Genomic DNA, 19,442 nt, shown 5'->3' on the forward strand with positions numbered 1-19,442 from the left:
GGGCGGGTGTGACCGGAGCGTCGCTGGGCTTTTCCTCGGAAGGCTTTTCCTTGGGCGGCTCGGGCTTGACCACCGGTTTTGGCGGCTGTGGCTTGGGCTTCGGCTTGGCCGGCTTGGGCACTGAAATAGTCGGTTTCGGCGCTTCGGCGAGCTTGGGCAGCGGCAGTTCTTCCACCGGCGCGGGCGGGTGCGGCGGGGTCACCACCTTCGGTGGGGCCGGCGGAGGCGGCACGGGGGCAGGGGCCAGGTCCACCACCATGGCCTGGGGTGGAATGGGTATTGGTTGTGGTTTGGACCAGTTGAGGGCGAGGAAGATCGCCAGCGCATGGACGCCCAGCACCACTGCCAGGCTACCGCCGTAACGCGTCAGTCTTTGGCGCGTCGTGATCATTTCTTGGCTGCCGTCTCAAGCCCGACCAGGCCGACTTTCAGGTAGCCGGCGGCCCGCAGGTTGTCCATGACGCTCATCAGATCGCCGTAGTTCACGCCCTTGTCGGCCTGGAAGAAGATGGTCGTGTCCTTCTTGCCTTGGGTGCGGGCGTCGAGGATGGTGCCCAGGGTTTCGGCCTTGACTTCCTCTTCGCCGATAAACAGACGCTGGTCGGCCTTGACGCTGAGGAACACCGGTTTTTCCGGGCGCGGCGCCGGTTTGGCGCTGGAGGCGGGAAGGTCGACCTTGATGTCCACGGTGGCCAGCGGGGCGGCGACCATGAAGATGATCAGCAACACCAGCATCACGTCGATGAACGGCGTGACGTTGATTTCGTGGTTTTCGGCCAGGTCGTCGCCTGCGCCTTCTTTCAAATGTAAGCCCATGGCTGATTACCCCACTTTCACCATGTGCGGTTGTGTGGAGCGCTCGGCTGGCTGGTGGTCCAGGTCGCGGCTGACCAGCAGCAGGACTTCTGCCGAGGCGTCGGCCACCTGGGCGCGGTAGCCGGTGATGGAGCGAGCGAAGACGTTGTAGATCACCACCGCAGGGATCGCGGCAACCAGACCCAGGGCGGTGGCCAGCAGGGCTTCGGCGATGCCCGGGGCGACCACGGCGAGGTTGGTGGTCTGGGTTTTGGCGATGCCGATGAAGCTGTTCATGATGCCCCACACGGTGCCGAACAGGCCGACGAACGGCGCGGTGGAACCGATGGTGGCGAGTACGCCGGTGCCGCTGCTCATGTTGCGGCCGCAGGCAGCCACCAGGCGTTCAAGGCGGAAGCTGACCCGTTCCTTGATGCCTTCTTTCTCGCGGCTGTTGGCCGACAGGCGCATTTCTTCCAGGGCGTCGTGGACCAGCAGGTGGGCGAGGGTACCCTCCTTGGCGGCCGTGGCGCTGGCCTCTTTGAGCGTGGTGGCCTTTTTCAGGGCGGCGATTTCACTGCGCAGACGCCGCTTGGCGCCCAGCAGTTCGAAGCCTTTGGCGATCCAGATGGTCCAGGTGATGATCGAGGCGATGGCCAGGCCGATCATCACCAGTTTCACGATGATGTCGGCGTTCTGGTACATGCCCCAGGGCGACAGGTCATGGGCCATGCCCAGGCTGTTGTCGGCTTCGAGGACTTCGGTGCTGTCCTGGCCTGCTACCGGAAGGCCTTCGGCATGGGCCGGATCGGTGGCTGGCGCAGTGGCCAGAGGGGCTGCCGGGTCAGTCTGAGGGTGTTCGGCGACCGGAGCGCTGGCGGCGGGCGCGGTGGCTGGGGCGTGCTGGTCGGCGAAGGCCGCGGTCGGAGCCAGCAGCAGGCTGCACAGCAGCGCAGCAACCGCGCTTACGGCGCGCAGTGGGCTTGGGCGTTTGGTTGGCGAGGCGGAGAGTGGATTGCTTGTCATGCTGGCCGGACCTGAGAGGAGGAAAGGGTTGAATGTCCTTCTAGGCCTCGCTGGGCCGAGAACAAATGGGCGGTTATTATTGCAATTAATTCTTGTTAACAAAAGTAATACAGTAACTATTTTTCCTCGATTTCTAGCCGTTCATCCAAAGCCGAGGCTAGTCTTGGCCTTTCTGAAAGGAGTTTTCTGATGTCCTCCCCCTCTGTTTTGATCGCCGGTTGCGGTGATGTCGGGAGTCGCCTGGCGACTCAACTGCTGGCTGAGCAATGGCGGGTTTATGGCTTGCGCCGGACGGTTTCGCGCCTGCCGCAGGGAGTGATTGGCGTCGCTGGTGACTTGTTCAGCGAGCAGTGCCCGAAGGACTGGCCACAGGCGCCCCTGGATTATCTGGTGTACTGCGCGGCGGCCACCGAGCATGACGAGGCGGGGTATCGCGCGGCCTATGTCGAGGGCCTGCAGCATGTGCTGAGCTGGCTCAAGCAGCATGGTCAGCAGCCCAAGCGCCTGTTGTTCGTGTCCAGCAGCAGTGTCTACGAGCAGAAGGGCGGTGAATGGGTCGATGAGAACTCGCCGGCCCTGGCGAGCGGCTACTCGGGCCGTTTGATGCTGGAAGCCGAGCAGGTGGCCTTGAACAGTGGGCTGCCTGCAACGCGGGTGCGCCTGACCGGAATCTACGGGCCGGGGCGTGAATGGCTGCTGACCCAGGTGCGTCGCGGGTATCGGGTGGCGATTGATCCGCCTTTGTATGGCAATCGCATTCATGCCGACGATGCGGCGGGCCTGTTGGCTTTCCTGCTGGAGGCGGACCGTCGTGGTGCAGCCCTGGAAGATTGCTATATAGGCGTCGACGATGCGCCTGCGCCGCTGGCGGAGGTGGTCGGCTGGCTGCGTGAATACCTGGGTGTGACCGAGTGGGCGGATGATGCCAGCGTGCGCCGCACCGGTAGCAAGCGCTGCAGCAATGCCCGGGCCCGGGCCTTGGGCTGGGTGCCGCGTTATCTGAGTTATCGCCAGGGCTATGCGGCGATTCTTCAGGGGCAAGGCTGAATCGGACCGTAGCCGCTGCTTTGGGCAGCGGCTATAGACGGGTCATTGCTTTTGCAGCAGCCATTGCTGGTTGCCCGGCATCAGCGATGGCACTTCATCCGCCAGTGCGCTGTTCACTGCCTGGAAGATCTCCAACTGCTGGTCCTTGCGCACGAAGATCCAGGAATTGCCCTGGCCGTTGAGCTGCAACCAGATGCTGTCGTTGCCGCCGCTCATGGATGCGCAGTCGCCGGCCAGGCACAGGGCGTAGCGATCGGCCCCCGGCAGGCCTTGCACGGCGCCGTTGGCCTGGAACTGGACTTCGTTGCCCATTCCCGGACCACTGACGATTTTCCACGTGCCGCCCAGGTAGGCCGAGTACAGCGCGCGCTCAAAGTTGGCGCCCAGTGGCGCGCCTTCGGGTGCCGGGTCCTTGGGTGGGACGAATACCTGTTCGGGTTCGTTGTCGTTGGCCACCTGCAGCAATTGCTTGCCGTTGCGTTTCAGCTCTGTAGCGGCGCTGCCGTAGAACTCGACCTTTGCAGTGCTTGAACCGTCGTTGACGATCTTGCCTTCGATGGTTTCGAAGCCATTGGTGTAACGGGCCTGACCTGCCTTGGTGTTGAGTTCCCATTCCAGGTTCGGGCCGTAAGCCTGGAGCGCTTCACGCAATGGGCCGCCCTTGGAGGCTGCGTCGATCGCTACCTGATTGATCCAGATGCCGCCGACATCGTTTTTGGCGGGGTCGCTGGCACAACCGCCGAGCAATACGGCGAGCAGCGAAACAGCTAGCGCTTGGCGCATGACGAAATCCTTTCAGAACGAAAACGGCGCAGCCTGAACAGCTGCGCCGCGGGTGTTACTCGATGACCAGAATGGCATCCATTTCAACCTGTGCGCCCTTTGGCAGGGCGGCCACGCCGATGGCGGCGCGGGCTGGGTATGGCTGTTGGAAGTACTTGCCCATGATCTCGTTGACCTTGGCGAAGTGGCTCAGGTCGGTGAGGAAGATGTTCAGCTTGACGATGTCCTTGAACGAACCGCCAGCGGCCTCGGCTACCGATTTGAGGTTCTCGAAGACCTGGACGGTCTGGGCTTCGAAGCCTTCCACCAGTTCCATGGTTTTTGGATCGAGGGGAATCTGGCCCGACATGTAGATGGTGTTGCCCGCCTTGATTGCCTGGGAGTAGGTGCCGATGGCGGCCGGGGCCTTTTCGCTGGTGATAACGGTCTTGGTCATGAATGACTCCTTGTAATGGACGGGCTACGCGCGCATGCGGGTGATGCGGATGACCCCGGTCAGGGCGCGCAGTTTCTTGATCACGCGAGCCAGGTGCACGCGGTCGTGCACGCTGACCACCAGTTGGACCACGCTGATGCGACCATCGCGTTCGTCCATGCTGATTTTCTCGATGTTGCCGTCGGCGGCGTTGACGCTGCTGGCCAGCAGCGCGATCAGGCCGCGCTGGTGTTCCAGCTCGACGCGCAGTTCGACGTTGAACTCGCCAGTGACATCCTTGGCCCAGGACAGCTGGATGCATTTTTCCGGGTTGTGGCGGATTTCGCTGATATTGCGGCAGTTGTCCAGGTGCACCACCATCCCTTTGCCGGCGGACAGGTGGCCGACGATCGGGTCGCCAGGGATCGGCGTGCAGCATTTGGCGTAGCTCAGCACCAGGCCTTCGGTGCCGCGGATCGCCAGCGGGCCTTCCGGGCTTGGCAGCTGTTCGCCTTCGCCCAGCAGGCGCCGGGCCACGACGTAGGCCATGCGATTGCCCAGGCCGATGTCTTCCAGCAAGTCTTCGATCAGTTCCAGGCGGTATTCCTGAAGAATTGCCTGAATGCGTTCCGCCGGAATTTTTTCCAGGGAGCTGTCGAAGCCGTTGAGTACCTTGTTCAGCAGGCGTTCGCCGAGGCTGATGGACTCGGAGCGGCGTTGCAGTTTGAGGGCGTGGCGGATGTGGGTACGGGCCTTGCCGGTGACCACGAAATTCAGCCAGGCCGGATTTGGGCGTGCCCCTGGGGCGCTGACGATTTCCACGGTGGAGCCGCTTTGCAGGGGTTCCGACAGCGGCGCCAGGCGGCGGTTGATCCGGCAGGCGATGCAACTGTTGCCCACATCGGTGTGCACCGCGTAGGCGAAGTCCACGGCGGTGGAGCCCTTCGGCAGCTCCATGATCCGGCCTTTGGGCGTGAACACGTAGACCTCGTCCGGGAACAGGTCGATCTTCACGCTCTCGATGAATTCCAGGGAGTTGCCGGCGCGTTGCTGCATTTCCAGCACGCCCTTGACCCATTGTCGGGCGCGGGCATGGGTGCCTTTGGGCTGTTCGTCGCCACTGGATTTGTACAGCCAGTGGGCGGCGATGCCGTTATTGGCCATTTCTTCCATTTCCCGGGTACGGATCTGGATCTCGATCGGTACTCCGTGCATGCCGAACAGTGTGGTATGCAGCGACTGATAGCCGTTGGCCTTGGGAATGGCGATGTAGTCCTTGAAGCGTCCCGGCAGCGGTTTGTACAGATTGTGTACAGCGCCGAGTACCCGATAGCAGGTGTCTACCTTGTCGACGATGATGCGGAACGCGTAGACGTCCATGATCTCGTTGAAGGCCCGGCGTTTGCCGCGCATTTTCTTGTAGATACCGTACAGGTGCTTCTGGCGACCGCTGACCTCGCCCTGGATGCCGTCGATGGCCAGGCAGTGGCTGAGGGATTCTTCGATCTTGTTGACGATTTCCTTGCGATTGCCCCGGGCGCGCTTGACCGCCTGGTAGATTCGCGCGGAACGCATCGGGTGCATCGCCTTGAAGCCCAGGTCTTCGAATTCGATGCGGATGCTGTGCATGCCCAGGCGATTGGCGATGGGGGCGTAGATCTCCAGGGTTTCCTTGGCGATCCGTCGGCGTTTTTCGCCGGAGAGCACTTCCAGGGTGCGCATGTTGTGCAGGCGGTCGGCCAGCTTGACCAGGATCACGCGAATATCGCGAGCCATGGCCATGGCCATCTTCTGGAAGTTTTCCGCTTGGGCTTCGGCCTTGGTCTCGAAGTTCATCTGGGTCAGTTTGCTGACCCCGTCCACGAGTTCGGCCACGGTTTCACCAAACTGCGCGCTGAGCGCTTCCTTGGCGATGCCGGTGTCTTCGATCACGTCATGCAGCATCGCGGCCATCAGGCTCTGATGGTCCATGTGCATGTCGGCAAGAATGTTCGCTACCGCGAGTGGGTGCGTGACGTACGCCTCGCCGCTGCGGCGGCGCTGGCCGTCATGGGCTTGTTCGGCGTAGAAATACGCTCGGCGGACCAGATTGACCTGGTCCGTGCCGAGATAGGTCGATAAGCGATCGGCGAGGGCGTCTATGCTCGGCATGATATCTCCTGCCGTAAGCTGTGATCCCGCGCCGTGCTACGTCGACCAGGCATAGGCTCAGACGGCCTCGTTGGACTCGTCCTCGAAAGCAGCAAAAAGCGGCTCGTCTTCAACGATTTCGGCTTCGGCGATGGCTGCATAGTCGATCAGGCCTTCAGCGATTTCGCGCAGGGCGACAACGGTAGGCTTGTCGTTTTCCCATGCCACTTTCGGCTCTTTGCCGCCGGTTGCCAGTTGACGGGCACGCTTGGTAGAGAGCATGACCAGCTCAAAGCGGTTATCCACGTGTTCTAGACAGTCTTCAACGGTTACGCGGGCCATGGTCTTCCTCGTAGCAAATGCAATATGCGCGCTGCCCGGATGGGCGAGCGGACTCAGCAGTTTAAAAAAACACCAGCGTTTAGGGAAGCGCTGATTTTTTGACCAAGCTCTTCAACGCGCTGCAAGTACCAATGTAAAGCGCTTGCAGCGGTTTTGGGAAGTGCTGTTTTAGCCCAGCAGTTCGGCCAGCAACTTGCCGAAACGCTGCTGCTGACGTTTCTGTTGCAGTTGATTGGAGCGGAAAATGGCCTTCAGATCGTCCAGCGCGTGGGCGAAATCGTCGTTGATGATCAGGTAGTCGTAGTCGACGTAGTGGCTCATTTCGCTGACGGCTTCACGCATCCGTCCATCGATGATCTCGTCGCTGTCTTGTCCGCGGTTGGTCAGGCGCTGGTGCAAGGCCTGCAAGGACGGTGGCAGGATGAAGATCGAACGCGCCTGTGGCATCAGCTTGCGCACCTGCTCGGCGCCTTGCCAGTCGATTTCCAGGATCAGGTCGTGGCCTTCGTCCAGAGTCTGCTGCAGGTGGCTTTGCGAGGTTCCATAGAGATTGCCGAAGACTTCGGCGCGCTCCAGAAAGTCGCCGTGCTCGATCATCTTCACGAACTCGCTGCGTTCGACGAAGTGATAGTTCACGCCATTCACTTCACCCGGGCGCATGGCGCGGGTGGTGTGGGAGATCGAGACGCGGATTTCCGGGTTGGCGTCGGTCAGGGCCTTGACCAGGCTGCTTTTGCCTGCGCCCGATGGAGCGGAAATGATGTACAGGGTGCCGGTGCTGTGGGTCATGTCAGTTGCCTTACTCAATGTTCTGCACTTGTTCGCGCATCTGCTCGATCAACACCTTGAGGTTGACCGCAGCCTGAGTGCTGCGCGGGTCGAAGGCCTTGGAGCCCAGGGTATTGGCTTCGCGGTTGAGTTCCTGCATCAGGAAGTCCAGGCGCCGCCCGGCAGCGCCGCCGGACTTGAGCACGCGACGTACTTCGATGATGTGGGTGCTCAGGCGATCCAGTTCTTCGGCGACGTCGCTTTTCTGTGCCAGCAGGACCATCTCTTGCTCGAGACGAGTCGGGTCCAGCTCGACCTGCATGTCGGCGAAACGGTCGAGGACTTTCTGGCGCTGGGTCGCGAGCATCTGCGGAACCAGCTCGCGCAGTGTCGCGACATCTTCCTCTATGGAGGACAGGCGCTCGTTGATCAGGCGGGCCAGCTCGGCCCCCTCGCGTTCGCGACCGCTCTTCAATTCCTTCAGGCCCTGGTTGAACAGGGCCAGGGCATCGCTGTTCAAGGCTTGCGGATCACTGGCGTCGGCCACCAGCACGCCAGGCCAGGCCAGGACTTCCAGTGGGTTCAGGGCTGCCGGCTGCTTGATCAGGCCGGCAACCGTCTCGGCCGCTGCGACCAGCTGTGCTGCCCGCTCACGGTCGACCTGCAATGGCTTGCCGGTGGTTTCCTCGGTGAAGCGCAGGGTGCATTCGACTTTGCCTCGGGACAAACCCTGGCGCAGTGCTTCGCGGATTACACCTTCGAGGTCGCGGAAGGCTTCCGGCAACCGCAGGTGCGGCTCCAGGTAACGGCTGTTGACCGAGCGCAACTCCCAGCTCAGCGTGCCCCGGGTTCCGGCCTGTTCGACCCGTGCGAAGGCGGTCATGCTATGCACCATGGAGGTACCTCCGATTCAGTGCCAACGCCAACCGCAAGCGGGCTGAGCAGGCCTGATAGATAAATTAAAGCCGGTAGGCGGCGAAGGCGCAGGATTGTAGCGCAGTGCGGCAGGCGCCCCAAACCCTGCTGCAGGCAATGGGTCGCAGGTCGTCGCAACAGGATCAATCTGACGCACAAATGCGCCTTTGGCCTTTTTAGGCGTGCCCTGGCGCGGTTGCGGGCTTTATAATGCCCGGCAGTTTTCCGTCCTCGTACAGGTATTCCCCTATGAAACGTCCAAGTGGTCGCGCTGCCGATCAGCTCCGCTCGATCCGCATTACCCGCAACTACACCAAACACGCCGAGGGATCTGTACTGGTCGAGTTCGGTGATACCAAAGTGATCTGCACGGTCAGTGTCGAGAATGGCGTGCCACGCTTCCTCAAGGGCCAGGGGCAGGGCTGGCTGACGGCCGAATACGGCATGCTGCCGCGGTCCACCGGTGAGCGTAACCAGCGTGAAGCCAGCCGTGGCAAGCAAGGCGGCCGCACCCTGGAAATCCAGCGCCTGATCGGTCGCTCCCTGCGCGCCGCACTGGACATGTCCAAGCTGGGCGACATCACCCTGTATGTCGATTGCGATGTGATCCAGGCTGATGGCGGTACCCGTACCGCATCGATCACTGGCGCTATGGTGGCTCTGGTCGACGCCTTGAAAGTGATCAAGAAGCGCGGCGGCCTGAAAGGTGGCGACCCACTGAAGCAGATGATTGCCGCAGTATCGGTGGGTATGTACCAGGGTGAGCCGGTCCTGGACCTGGATTACCTGGAAGACTCGGCTGCCGAAACCGACCTCAATGTCGTCATGACCAGCACCGGTGGTTTCATCGAAGTGCAGGGCACTGCCGAGGGCGCGCCGTTCCAGCCGGCCGAACTGAATGCGATGCTGGCTCTGGCCCAGCAAGGCATGAACGAGATTTTCCAACTGCAGCAGGCGGCGCTCGCCGATTGATGGGCGCCGGTCTTCAGCAAGGAGAGCAGCATGAGTGATGAGCAACTGCCACAACCTGCGCCGAGCCATGAAGTCCGGCAATGGGCGATGTTTTGTCACTTGTCCGCCTTGCTGGGGATCTGGGTTCCCTTCGGTACGCTGATCGGGCCGCTGATTCTCTGGCAGATGAAGCGCGAAACGGATCCCTTTATCGATGCCCAGGGCAAGGAAGCGCTGAACTTCCAGCTGACGGTTGCCATTGCGTCAGCAGTCTGTTTCCTGTTGATGATCGTGGTGATCGGTTTCTTTATGTTCGGCCTGCTGGCGATTGGCGCCCTGGTGCTGACCATCATTGGTGGGGTCAAGGCGGGTGAGGGCGTGCCGTATCGTTATCCCTTCACCTGGCGCCTGATCAAGTAGGGTGGGTAGCCACAAAAAAGCCGACATTGCTGTCGGCTTTTTTGTGGCTCTGAAAAGACGCTTAGATGGTCAGCGTCCAGTCATAGTCCACGATCAGTGGTGCGTGCTGCGAGAAGCGTGGCTGACGCGGCAAGCGAGCGCTGCGGACAAAGCGGCGCAGGCCGGGAGTCAGCAGCTGGTAGTCAAAGCGCCAGCCCAGGTTGAGCATCTCAGCCTGTTCGTTGTCCGGCCACCAGCTGTACTGATCGCCTTCGCGGCTGACTTCGCGCAGTGCGTCGACATAACCCATGTTGCCAATGATCTCATCCATCCAGGCACGCTCGGGTGCCAGGAAGCCTGGAGATTGCTGGCTGTCACGCCAGTTCTTGATATCCAGCTTTTGTTGCGCCACGTACAGCGAGCCACAATAGATGTACTCGCGACGTTTGCGCCGCTGCTTATCCAGATAACGGGCGAAGTCGTCCATTAGCTTGAACTTCTGGTTCAAGTCTTCATCGCCGTTCTGCCCTGATGGAAGCAGCAAGGTCGCGATGCTGACCTTGTCGAAATCGGCTTGCAGGTAGCGCCCGTAACGATCGGCTGTCTCGAAGCCGAGGCCGCTGATGACCGCCTTCGGCTGCAACCGCGAATACAAAGCCACGCCGCCTTGGGCGGGGACTTCAGCATCGCAGGCATAAAGGAAGTAGCCATCCAGTTGGAAGGCTGGGTCATCCAGTTCAAAGGCAGAGGCGCGGGTGTCCTGCAGGCAGATGACGTCGGCATTCTGTGCCTGCAGCCAACTGAGCAAACCACGCTCCACTGCAGCCTGAATACCATTGACGTTCACACTGATGATCCGCATAAATGGCCCCAAAAATCACGTGCGTGTATGATACCCGAGCTCTACCTAATTAGCTAAATCCGTGGTATCTGGGGTTTTTTCATGCAGGCGTATCAGCGCGATTTCATTCGTTTTGCCATCGATCGCGGGGTTTTGCGCTTCGGTGAGTTCACCCTGAAGTCCGGGCGTACCAGCCCTTACTTCTTCAATGCCGGCCTGTTCAACAGCGGTTCGGCCCTGGCCCAGCTGGGGCGTTTCTATGCCGCGGCGATCGTCGAAAGCGGCATTCCCTTCGATGTGCTGTTTGGCCCGGCGTATAAAGGCATTCCTCTGGCGGCGGCTACGGCCGTTGCTCTGGCTGAGCATCATCAGCGCGATCTGCCTTGGTGCTTCAACCGCAAGGAAGCCAAGGCGCATGGCGAAGGTGGCAGCCTGGTAGGCGCGCCATTGACCGGCGATGTGCTGATCATTGATGACGTGATCACCGCAGGCACCGCTATTCGCGAGGTGATGCAGATCATCGAATCTCAGGATGGTGCCAAGGCGGCGGGCGTGTTGATCGCCTTGAACCGCCAGGAACGCGGCAACGGCGAGCTGTCGGCGATCCAGGAAGTCGAGCGTGACTTCGGTATTCCCGTGGTGAGCATCGTTTCCCTGACCCAGGTCCTCCAGTTCCTGGCAGACGACCCAGCGCTCAAGCAGCATCTGCCCGCAGTGGAAGCCTACCGCGCGCAATACGGCATCTGACCTGTAGGAGCCGGCTCCTGCAAAGATTGCGTCGACAAAAAAGCCCCCGCCCGGTATTCCGGGCGGGGGCTTTTTTTCGCTGGCGCTTAAGGGCGTTTGCGATTGCTGATCAGGGTGCCGACGCCGGTATCGGTGAAGATCTCCAGCAGAATCGCGTTGGGCACGCGACCGTCGATGATTAGCGAACTGCCGACGCCGCCTTGCACCGCTTCCAGGGCGCAGCGGATTTTCGGCAGCATGCCGCCGTAGATGGTGCCGTCGGCGATCAGTTCGTCGACTTGCTGGGTGCTCAGGCCAGTCAAGACCTTGCCTGACTTGTCCATCAGGCCGGCGATGTTGGTCAGCAGCATCAGCTTCTCGGCTTTCAGCGCTTCGGCCACCTTGCCGGCCACCAGGTCGGCGTTGATGTTGTAGGACTCGCCATTGGCGCCAACGCCAATCGGCGCGATCACCGGTATGAAATCACCCTTGACCAGCAGGTTCAGCAGGTCGGTGTTGATCCCGACCACTTCGCCCACATGGCCGATATCAATGATTTCCGGCGTGGTCATTTCCGGTGTCTTGCGGGTCACGGTGAGCTTTTTCGCACGGATCAGCTCGGCATCTTTACCGGTCAGGCCGATGGCGCTGCCGCCATGCCGGTTGATCAGGTTGACGATGTCCTTGTTGACCTGGCCGCCCAGGACCATCTCCACCACGTCCATGGTTTGCGCGTCGGTCACGCGCATGCCATCGACAAAGTGGCTTTCAATCGACAGGCGCTTGAGCAGGTCGCCGATCTGCGGGCCGCCGCCGTGCACCACCACCGGGTTGATCCCGACAGCCTTCATCAGCACGATGTCGCGGGCGAAGCCGGTTTTCAGCTCCTCGCTTTCCATAGCGTTGCCGCCGTACTTGATCACCAGGGTCTTGCCGACATAGCGGCGAATGTAAGGCAGCGCTTCGGATAGGACCTTGGCGGTATTGGCGGCGGCATCGCGTTCGATGGTCATTCAGGGCTCCGGTGCTTCAAACAGTCAAAACGGTAGTTGGAGATCAGGTGCAACACGTTTCAGCTGGACGTGGAACACGTCCTTAATCCGCTGCAGCTCGGCTTCGTCATCAGCCTCGAAGCGCAGCACCAGCACAGGGGTGGTGTTGGAGGCGCGAACCAGGCCCCAGCCCTTGGCATAGTCGACTCGTACGCCGTCAATGGTGGTCAGGTCGGCGCCTGCGCCCCATTGCGCGTCGTGCAGGGCATCAATGATGCTGAATTTGCTCTCTTCGGTCACATGGATATTGATCTCCGGCGTAGAAATATCGTCCGGGAAGGTCGCGAACAACTCTTCTGCAGTGGATTTTTCCTTGCTGAGAATCTCCAGCAACCGTGCGGCGCTGTAAATGCCGTCGTCGAAACCGAACCAGCGCTCCTTGAAGAACACGTGGCCGCTCATCTCGCCGGCCAGCAGGGCGCCGGTCTGTTTCATTTTCTTTTTGATCAACGAGTGACCGGTCTTCCACATTAGCGGACGACCGCCATATTCCTTGATCAGCGGAATCAGGCGCCGAGTGCATTTGACGTCGAAGATGATTTCCGCGTCCGGGTTGCGCGCCACCACGTCCTTGGCGAACAGCATCAGCAGGCGATCGGGGTAGACGATGCTGCCGGTGTTGGTCACCACGCCGACGCGATCGCCGTCGCCGTCGAAGGCCAGGCCCAGGTCGGCCCCGGTTTCCTTGACCTTGGCGATCAGGTCTTCGAGGTTTTCAGGCTTGCCCGGATCCGGGTGGTGGTTGGGGAAGTTGCCGTCCACCTCGCAGAACAGCGGGATGACTTCGCAGTTCAGGGCTTCGATCAGCTGCGGAGCGATGACCCCGGCGGCGCCGTTGCCACAGTCCACCACGACCTTCAGGCGTCGGGCCAGCTTGATGTCGCGGGTGATCTCCTCGGCGTAGCGCGGCAGGATGTCGACCCGGGTGACGCTGCCCTGGGTGCTGCTCAGGTCGTTGCTCTTGAGGCGCTGGTGCAGGGCCTGGATCTGTTCATTGGCCAGGGTGTCGCCGGCGATGACGATCTTGAAGCCGTTGTAGTTCGACGGGTTGTGGCTGCCGGTGAGCATCACCCCGGACTTGCCGGCCAGGACATTGGCGGCGTAGTACAGGGCTGGAGTCGGCACCAGGCCCACGTCGGCAACGTGGCAGCCGCTGTCGTGCAGGCCCTGAATCAGTTGCTCCACCAGCTCCGGGCCGGACAGGCGGCCGTCCCGGCCTACGCAGACGTTGGGCTCGTCCTGAGCCAGGCTCTGGGAGCCGATGGCGCGGCCGATCCAGTACGCGGTTTCGGCGGTCAGGGATTGCGGTACAACGCCGCGGATGTCGTAGGCGCGGAAGATGCTGTCAGGGAATGTCGGGGCGACGTTAGCTGCGTTGCTCATCACTGAGGGTGCTCCATCTGAAGGGGGGCAGTACGGCCGGTAAATGGCGGGCCGGCGGGCTCAAGCTCAAGGGTATGACGGCGGTTTCAGCATAGAGTTCGTAGTGTGAAAGTGCTATCTACCCCGGGCCTGCCGGGGCTTGGCGGCTCAAAGGCCCGGCCTGGCGGGCCCGAAGCGTGATGCAGATAGCCGCGGTCATTGGCCCTTGAATGCCCGGCAGTGATTCTCGGGCCGGGCGAGGGGCCCGACCCGAGGTGGGGTCATCAGTGGCTGCCGGAGTGACCGAAGCCGCCGGCGCCGCGCTGGCTTTCGTCAAAGGCTTCGACCACTTCGAAATGCGCCTGGACCACAGGCACCAGCACCAGTTGGGCGATGCGTTCGCCGACGGCGATGTTGAATGCGGTCTGGCCACGGTTCCAGCAGGACACCATCAGTTCGCCCTGGTAGTCCGAGTCGATCAGGCCCACCAGATTGCCCAGCACAATGCCGTGCTTATGGCCCAGGCCCGAGCGCGGCAGGATCAGCGCCGCCAGGCCCGGATCGCCGATATAGACCGACAAGCCGGTTGGAATCAGCAGGGTCTGGCCCGGCTCCAGGACCGTGTCTTGCTTGAGCATGGCCCGCAGGTCGAGCCCGGCGGAGCCGGGCGTGGCGTACTGCGGCAGGGGGAATTCGTTGCCGATGCGTGGGTCGAGGATCTTGGCTTGTAAAGCGTGCATGCGAGTTAAACCTGGTTCAGCCGTTCGGCGATGAAAGAGATCAGTTGGCGGGCAATCTTGCCCTTGCTGGTCTGGGCGAAGAGAGTTGCGTGCAACTCCCGGTCAATCACGCTGCAGGCGTTTTCCTCGCTGTTGAAGCCAATGCTCGGGTTGGCCACGTCGTTGGCGACGATCAGGTCGAGGTTCTTGTCCTTCAATTTGCGTGCAGCGTAGTCGAGCAGATTCTCGGTTTCGGCGGCGAAACCGACACTGAAAGGGCGATCCGGCCGGCTGGCGATGGTGGCCAGGATGTCTGGGTTACGCACCATCTGTAGTAGCAGGCCATCACCTTTCGTAGGGTCTTTCTTTAATTTCTGTGGGGCAACGACTTCCGGGCGGTAGTCCGCGACCGCCGCAGAGGCGATGAAAACGTCGCACGGGATGGCCGCTTCACAGGCCGCGAGCATGTCGCGAGCGCTGACCACGTCGATCCGCGTGACTCTGTCGGGGGTCGGCAGGTGCACCGGTCCGGTGATCAGAGTGACCCGGGCACCGGCCTCGACAGCGGCCTCGGCCAGGGCGAAGCCCATTTTTCCTGAGCTATGGTTGGTGATGTAGCGCACCGGATCGATGTTTTCCTGAGTCGGCCCGGCGGTGATCAGCAGGTGTTTGCCGGTCAGTGCCTGGTGCTGGAAGCAGTCGGCGGCGCACAGCGCCAGATCGTTGGCTTCCAGCATGCGGCCCAGGCCGACGTCGCCACAGGCCTGGCTCCCGGAGGCCGGGCCGAAGACCCGCAGGCCACGACTTTGCAGCAGTTGGGTGTTGGCCTGGGTCGCAGGATCACGCCACATGGCCTGGTTCATGGCCGGAGCGATGGCGACTGTGGCATCGGTGGCCAGGACCAGGGTCGTCAGCAGGTCATCGGCGATGCCCTGGGCCAGGCGGGCGATCAGGTCAGCGGTGGCGGGGGCGATCAGGACCAGATCGGCCCATTTGGCCAGTTCGATATGGCCCATGGCGGCTTCGGCGGCCGGATCCAGCAGGTCGAGGTGAACAGGGTGCCCGGAGAGGGCCTGCATGGTCAGCGGGGTGATGAACTCACTGCCGCCCCGGGTCATGACCACGCGCACCTCGGCGCCCTGGTCGAGGAGTCGGCGAACCAGCTCCGCGCTCTTATAGGCGGCAATGCCGCCGCCGACGCCGAGCACGATGCGTTTCCGATACAGCCGCTGCATAGGCCTGTCTTTCCGTTCAGTGATTGCTGCGTGGCATGCCCCCTCCCCAGGTGAAATACCACGCAAAAAGAGGGTGGCTAAGATAGCACAGCGCCCGCTGTGGAACAGCGGCGCCATGCACAGGGAGGTGTGATGAGCATTCGTGATTGGCCCGCGGCGGAGCGCCCGCGGGAGCGGCTTCTGGAGCAGGGCGCTATCAGTCTTTCCGACGCCGAGTTGCTGGCTATTTTCCTGCGTACCGGGGTGGCCGGAAAAAGCGCGGTGGACCTGGCGCGGCACTTGCTGCAGCGTTTCGGCAGCCTGCGCCGGCTACTGGAGGCGGATCAAATGACCTTCACCCGGCAACTGGGGCTAGGCCCGGCCAAGTACGCCCTGCTGCAGGCCGTGCTGGAGATGGCGCGCCGGCATCTGGCGGAAAGACTCCACCGGCAGTCGGCGCTGGAGAGCCCGCTGGTGGTGCGCGATTACCTGAAGTCGATGCTGCGGCACCAGCCGCACGAGGTGTTTGGCTGTCTGTTCCTCGACACCAAGCATCGGGTCCTGGCCTTTGAGGTGTTGTTTCAAGGGTCGATCGACAGCACCACGGTTTACCCGCGACAGGTGCTCAAGCGCACCCTGGCGCATAACGCTGCGGCGGTGATTCTCTGTCATAACCATCCGTCGGGCATCTGTGAGCCCAGCCCGGCGGACCGGATCGTCACCCGGCGCTTGCAGGAGGCGCTGGAGTTGATCGATGTGCGGGTGCTGGACCACTTCATCGTTGGCGAGGGTGACCCGTTGTCCATGGCCGAGTACGGCTGGATCTGAACGTGGTGTGCCTCAACGCCTGTGCTGGCCTTGGGGCACACCTGGGGTTCATTTGACGCTGACCTTCGAGTAATCCTGGCGGCCGAAGGGGCTCACCTGATAGCCCTCGACCTGCTGGCGGGTGAGGGCGAAAGCAGTCGGGTGGGCCAGGGGCAGCCACAGCGCCTGCTGCTGGATCTGGGTCTGGGCCTGTTGGTACAGCTTGCTGCGCACACCCTGTTCGCCGGTGGTCTTGCCGGCGGTGATCAGCTTGTCCAGGTTCTGGTCGCAATAACGGGCGAAGTTGGTGCCGGATTTGACGGCTGAGCAGGTGAACTGCGGGGTGAGGAAGTTATCCGGGTCGCCGTTATCGCCGGACCAGCCCATGAACAGCAGGTCATGCTCGCCGGCTTTGGCCCGACGGATCAGCTCGCCCCATTCGATCACGCGGATTTCTGCCTGGATCCCCACTTGGGCCAGGTCGGCCTGCAGCAGCTGGGCGCCCAGGCTGGGGTTGGGGTTGAGCAGGCTGCCGGAGGGGCGGGTCCAGATGGTGGTCTCGAAGCCGTTTTTCAGGCCGGCCTTGGCCAGCAGTTGGCGCGCTTTTTCCGGGTCGTGGGCATAGCCGGGCAGTTCCTTGGCGTAGCTCCAGGTATTGGGCGGATACGGGCCGTTGGCGGCCTCGGCGGTGTCTTCGAACACGGCCTTGAGGTAATGGGGTTTGTCGAAGGCCAGGTTGATTGCCTGGCGCACTTCGGGCTTGTCCAAGGGGGGGTGCTGGCTGTTGATCGCGACGAAGGCGGTCATGAAGGCCGCGGTTTTCTCGACCTTCAGCGTGGGGTCTTCACTGGCTGCCTGGACGTCCAGGGGCTTGGGTGACAGGGCGATCTGGCATTCGTTGCGCCGCAGTTTCTGCAGGCGCACGTTGGCGTCCGGGGTGATGGCGAAGATCAGCGAGTCCACTGCCGGTTTGCCGGCAAAGTAGTCGCGGTTGGCTTTGTAGCGAATCGACGCGTCTTTCTGGAAACGCCCGAAAATAAAGGGGCCGCTGCCGATCGGCTGGCTGTTGAGCTTCTCCGGAGTGCCGGCCTTGAGCAACTGGTCGGCGTATTCCGCAGAGTAGATCGAGGCAAAGCCCATGCTCAGGGTGGCGAGGAAGGTCGAGTCGGCATGATCCAGGGTGAAACGCACGGTCAGCGGATCCAGGGCATCGATTCTCTTGATCAGGCTGGGCAGTTGCAGGGACTGGGCGTGCGGGAAGCCGCTCTGGGTGACTTTGTGCCACGGGTGGGCCGGATCGAGCATGCGCTCGAAGCTGAACTTCACGTCTTCGGCGCTCAGCTCGCGGCTGGGGGTGAAGTAGTCGGTGCGGTGGAACTTGACCTTGGGGTGCAGCTTGAAGACATAGCTCAGGCCGTCGGCGGACACCTCCCAACTGTCAGCCAGGCTGGGGACCACCTTGCCGCTGGCGGCATCGAACTCCACCAGGCGATTCATCAGCACGTCGGCGGACGCATTGGTGGTGGTCAGCGAGTTGTACTGCACCACGTCGAAGCCTTCCGGGCTGGCTTCGGTACAGACGCTCAGTGCGGCGGCCTGGGCCAATGGGCTCAGAAAGGGGGCGAGCAGGAGCGGGAGGGCGGCGAGACGCATGGTCGGGTTCCTTGTGCAGATCGAAGGCCCATCTGCGAGTGCAGTCTGGAAATGCCCTACCCTAGTGGCCTCTTTATGAAATGACTATCCCCTTTTGTATCCGGGGCCAAAACCCGGAGTTGCGCCTGCGCCCCGCAGGCAATTGCTGGCCGATCTGCTGCCCCGCGTTTGGCGAATTTCCTGTTGGAGAATGTTGCAAATATATTCTGCGACGAGCGGTAGATTTCTGCGGTAGCCTTTGCCGCAGGCGTCCGGCGCAAGAAAATCAGGACTTTTCATCATCCTGCGCACAGCGGCTGTTGTTGCTATGGGGTCTTTCTGGTATAAAGCAGCGCTCTTTTCTAGGGGCCCGGTTCCTTCGCTTGTAGGTGTAGCCGGTAAGACCCTAAAGAAACGCGGCGCCTGGCGCCAAATGACTGAGAGATTAAGCGGCCAACCCATGCCGGGTTGGGCATGTGGTTTTAGAGGGCTGAGGCATGTCTAGAGTCTGTCAAGTTACCGGTAAGGGTCCGGTGACTGGGAATAACATTTCCCACGCAAACAACAAAACCCGTCGTCGTTTCCTGCCGAACCTGCAGCATCACCGCTTCTGGGTTGAGTCCGAGAAACGCTTTGTGCGTCTGCGCGTATCTGCCAAAGGCATGCGTATCATCGACAAGCGCGGCATTGATGTCGTGCTGGCCGAAATCCGTCGCGATGGCGGCAAGGTTTAAGGGAGCTAATCATGCGTGAATTGATTCGTTTGATCTCGAGCGCCGGTACTGGTCACTTCTACACTACCGACAAGAACAAGCGTACTACTCCGGACAAAATCGAGATCAAGAAATATGATCCGGTTGTTCGCAAGCACGTGATCTACAAGGAAGGCAAAATCAAGTAATTGATTTTTCTTCTGACAAAAAAACCCGCCTTCAAGCGGGTTTTTTTGTGCCTGAGATTCAGGCTTTCTGTTCGAACGCCACGTAGACCTTGCGGCAGGGCTCCAGCACTTCCCAGGTGCCCTTGAAGCCGGCCGGGATCACGAAGCGGTCGCCGGCACGCAGGGTCTTGGCATTGCCGTCGTTGTCACGCAGCACTGAAACGCCCTGAAGAATCTCGCAGTATTCGTGTTCGGTGAAGTTCACCGTCCATTGGCCCACGGCGCCTTCCCAGATCCCGGCGTTGAGCTGCCCGCAGGGGCTGCCGTAATGGTTGAACACCGCTTGCTCAGGATCGCCCTTGAGGACTTTCTCCGGAGCAGGGCGGTAGCGTTCGCCCTCGGTGTTGGCCTGGCTGAAGTCGACGACGTTGTGGATGCTCATTCTTGTATTCCCCCGTGATTGCGGCGCGAGTGGCTATGAAGGCCAAAGTCTATGTTTATTAAAATGCACATAGCAATGGCGTTTGCCCGGGCTTTGTCAAATATATTGAAAGTACAGGTGTCGCTGGTTTAGGGTGGCGGGTGCCTTTGGCCGAAAACAGGCTGGCCGGGCAGAATTCTTCATGAGTGCCGGCGTA

General features: G+C 61.4%; 21 protein-coding genes and 2 pseudogenes. 7 read left to right on the forward strand and 16 right to left on the reverse strand.

Translation table 11 applies throughout. From position 1 onward, the window contains the following. The 3 genes and pseudogenes from DNK59_RS24245 to exbB form a co-directional block, all read right to left on the reverse strand. Positions 1-391: pseudogene (locus tag DNK59_RS24245) on the reverse strand (energy transducer TonB); the annotation flags it as partial. After that, positions 388-816: a TonB system transport protein ExbD gene (gene exbD / locus DNK59_RS24250; RefSeq protein ID WP_110724904.1), complete on the reverse strand. Its 429-nt coding sequence runs from the start codon at positions 814-816 to the stop codon at positions 388-390. The pseudogene DNK59_RS24245 and the gene exbD, both read right to left, overlap by 4 nt. 6 nt (positions 817-822) lie before the next feature. Continuing rightward, the gene (exbB, locus tag DNK59_RS24255) at positions 823-1,821 is read right to left on the reverse strand and encodes a tonB-system energizer ExbB (protein ID WP_110724905.1); all 999 of its coding nucleotides are present in this window, start codon (positions 1,819-1,821) and stop codon (positions 823-825) included. Between the two features lie 189 nt (positions 1,822-2,010). Between exbB and DNK59_RS24260 the strand changes: the two genes are divergently transcribed. Continuing rightward, on the forward strand, positions 2,011-2,868 hold the full coding sequence (locus DNK59_RS24260; RefSeq protein WP_110724906.1) for an NAD-dependent epimerase/dehydratase family protein: 858 nt from the start codon (positions 2,011-2,013) through the stop codon (positions 2,866-2,868). 42 nt (positions 2,869-2,910) lie between these two features. On the opposite strand, the gene DNK59_RS24265 is transcribed toward DNK59_RS24260, so the two are convergent. From DNK59_RS24265 to DNK59_RS24290, 6 genes are all read right to left on the reverse strand, one after another. Next, positions 2,911-3,651, reverse strand: coding sequence for a hypothetical protein (locus DNK59_RS24265; RefSeq protein WP_092317625.1), 741 nt, complete (start codon positions 3,649-3,651; stop codon positions 2,911-2,913). 55 nt (positions 3,652-3,706) lie between these two features. Then, complete coding sequence (locus DNK59_RS24270) at positions 3,707-4,087, reverse strand: RidA family protein (protein WP_110724907.1); 381 nt, start codon at positions 4,085-4,087, stop codon at positions 3,707-3,709. Positions 4,088-4,111: 24 nt separating this feature from the next. Next, on the reverse strand, positions 4,112-6,217 hold the full coding sequence (gene spoT / locus DNK59_RS24275) for a bifunctional GTP diphosphokinase/guanosine-3',5'-bis pyrophosphate 3'-pyrophosphohydrolase (RefSeq protein ID WP_092317622.1): 2,106 nt from the start codon (positions 6,215-6,217) through the stop codon (positions 4,112-4,114). A gap of 57 nt (positions 6,218-6,274) precedes the next feature. Then, positions 6,275-6,538, reverse strand: a complete 264-nt coding sequence (gene rpoZ, locus DNK59_RS24280; protein ID WP_007921129.1) for a DNA-directed RNA polymerase subunit omega — start codon at positions 6,536-6,538, stop codon at positions 6,275-6,277. Between the two features lie 168 nt (positions 6,539-6,706). Further along, positions 6,707-7,327, reverse strand: coding sequence for a guanylate kinase (gene gmk, locus DNK59_RS24285; RefSeq protein ID WP_092317619.1), 621 nt, complete (start codon positions 7,325-7,327; stop codon positions 6,707-6,709). Between the two features lie 10 nt (positions 7,328-7,337). Next, positions 7,338-8,201, reverse strand: coding sequence for a YicC/YloC family endoribonuclease (locus DNK59_RS24290; protein WP_110724908.1), 864 nt, complete (start codon positions 8,199-8,201; stop codon positions 7,338-7,340). Positions 8,202-8,470: 269 nt separating this feature from the next. Between DNK59_RS24290 and rph the strand changes: the two genes are divergently transcribed. Next, positions 8,471-9,193, forward strand: a complete 723-nt coding sequence (rph, locus tag DNK59_RS24295) for a ribonuclease PH (protein ID WP_016964145.1) — start codon at positions 8,471-8,473, stop codon at positions 9,191-9,193. 30 nt (positions 9,194-9,223) lie between these two features. After that, positions 9,224-9,592 carry a DUF4870 domain-containing protein gene (locus tag DNK59_RS24300; protein ID WP_016964144.1) on the forward strand — a complete coding sequence of 123 codons (369 nt, stop codon included), beginning with the start codon at positions 9,224-9,226 and terminating at the stop codon, positions 9,590-9,592. 61 nt (positions 9,593-9,653) lie between these two features. On the opposite strand, the gene DNK59_RS24305 is transcribed toward DNK59_RS24300, so the two are convergent. Beyond that, complete coding sequence (locus DNK59_RS24305) at positions 9,654-10,433, reverse strand: exodeoxyribonuclease III (protein WP_011064227.1); 780 nt, start codon at positions 10,431-10,433, stop codon at positions 9,654-9,656. 81 nt (positions 10,434-10,514) lie between these two features. Between DNK59_RS24305 and pyrE the strand changes: the two genes are divergently transcribed. Next, the gene (pyrE, locus tag DNK59_RS24310; RefSeq protein WP_011064226.1) at positions 10,515-11,159 is read left to right on the forward strand and encodes an orotate phosphoribosyltransferase; all 645 of its coding nucleotides are present in this window, start codon (positions 10,515-10,517) and stop codon (positions 11,157-11,159) included. Positions 11,160-11,245: 86 nt separating this feature from the next. Here the strand turns inward: pyrE and argB are convergent, their stop codons facing one another. The 4 genes and pseudogenes from argB to coaBC form a co-directional block, all read right to left on the reverse strand. Further along, positions 11,246-12,151, reverse strand: a complete 906-nt coding sequence (gene argB / locus DNK59_RS24315) for an acetylglutamate kinase (protein WP_016967157.1) — start codon at positions 12,149-12,151, stop codon at positions 11,246-11,248. 24 nt (positions 12,152-12,175) lie between these two features. Continuing rightward, positions 12,176-13,576, reverse strand: a pseudogene (locus DNK59_RS24320) (phosphomannomutase/phosphoglucomutase); the annotation flags it as partial. 260 nt (positions 13,577-13,836) lie between these two features. Then, positions 13,837-14,292, reverse strand: a complete 456-nt coding sequence (gene dut / locus DNK59_RS24325) for a dUTP diphosphatase (RefSeq protein ID WP_016967155.1) — start codon at positions 14,290-14,292, stop codon at positions 13,837-13,839. A gap of 5 nt (positions 14,293-14,297) precedes the next feature. Next, on the reverse strand, positions 14,298-15,506 hold the full coding sequence (gene coaBC / locus DNK59_RS24330; RefSeq protein ID WP_060841715.1) for a bifunctional phosphopantothenoylcysteine decarboxylase/phosphopantothenate--cysteine ligase CoaBC: 1,209 nt from the start codon (positions 15,504-15,506) through the stop codon (positions 14,298-14,300). A gap of 132 nt (positions 15,507-15,638) precedes the next feature. On the opposite strand from coaBC, the gene radC reads away from it, so the two are divergent. Further along, on the forward strand, positions 15,639-16,313 hold the full coding sequence (radC, locus tag DNK59_RS24335; RefSeq protein WP_092317604.1) for a DNA repair protein RadC: 675 nt from the start codon (positions 15,639-15,641) through the stop codon (positions 16,311-16,313). Positions 16,314-16,361: 48 nt separating this feature from the next. Here radC and DNK59_RS24340 read toward each other — a convergent pair whose 3' ends face one another. Next, on the reverse strand, positions 16,362-17,945 hold the full coding sequence (locus DNK59_RS24340) for an ABC transporter substrate-binding protein (protein WP_110724910.1): 1,584 nt from the start codon (positions 17,943-17,945) through the stop codon (positions 16,362-16,364). 476 nt (positions 17,946-18,421) lie between these two features. Here DNK59_RS24340 and rpmB point away from each other — a divergent pair, with 476 nt between their 5' ends. Together rpmB and rpmG are read left to right on the forward strand one after the other, a co-directional pair. Continuing rightward, positions 18,422-18,658: a 50S ribosomal protein L28 gene (gene rpmB, locus DNK59_RS24345; protein ID WP_011064219.1), complete on the forward strand. Its 237-nt coding sequence runs from the start codon at positions 18,422-18,424 to the stop codon at positions 18,656-18,658. An 11-nt stretch (positions 18,659-18,669) separates the two neighbouring features. Then, positions 18,670-18,825: a 50S ribosomal protein L33 gene (gene rpmG / locus DNK59_RS24350; protein WP_003177274.1), complete on the forward strand. Its 156-nt coding sequence runs from the start codon at positions 18,670-18,672 to the stop codon at positions 18,823-18,825. Between the two features lie 58 nt (positions 18,826-18,883). Here rpmG and DNK59_RS24355 read toward each other — a convergent pair whose 3' ends face one another. Continuing rightward, complete coding sequence (locus DNK59_RS24355; RefSeq protein WP_060841712.1) at positions 18,884-19,246, reverse strand: cupin domain-containing protein; 363 nt, start codon at positions 19,244-19,246, stop codon at positions 18,884-18,886. Between the last annotated feature and the right edge of the window lie 196 nt (positions 19,247-19,442).

This window comes from Pseudomonas sp. TKO26 (genome assembly GCF_003225665.1).
Lineage (GTDB): Bacteria > Pseudomonadota > Gammaproteobacteria > Pseudomonadales > Pseudomonadaceae > Aquipseudomonas > Aquipseudomonas saponiphila.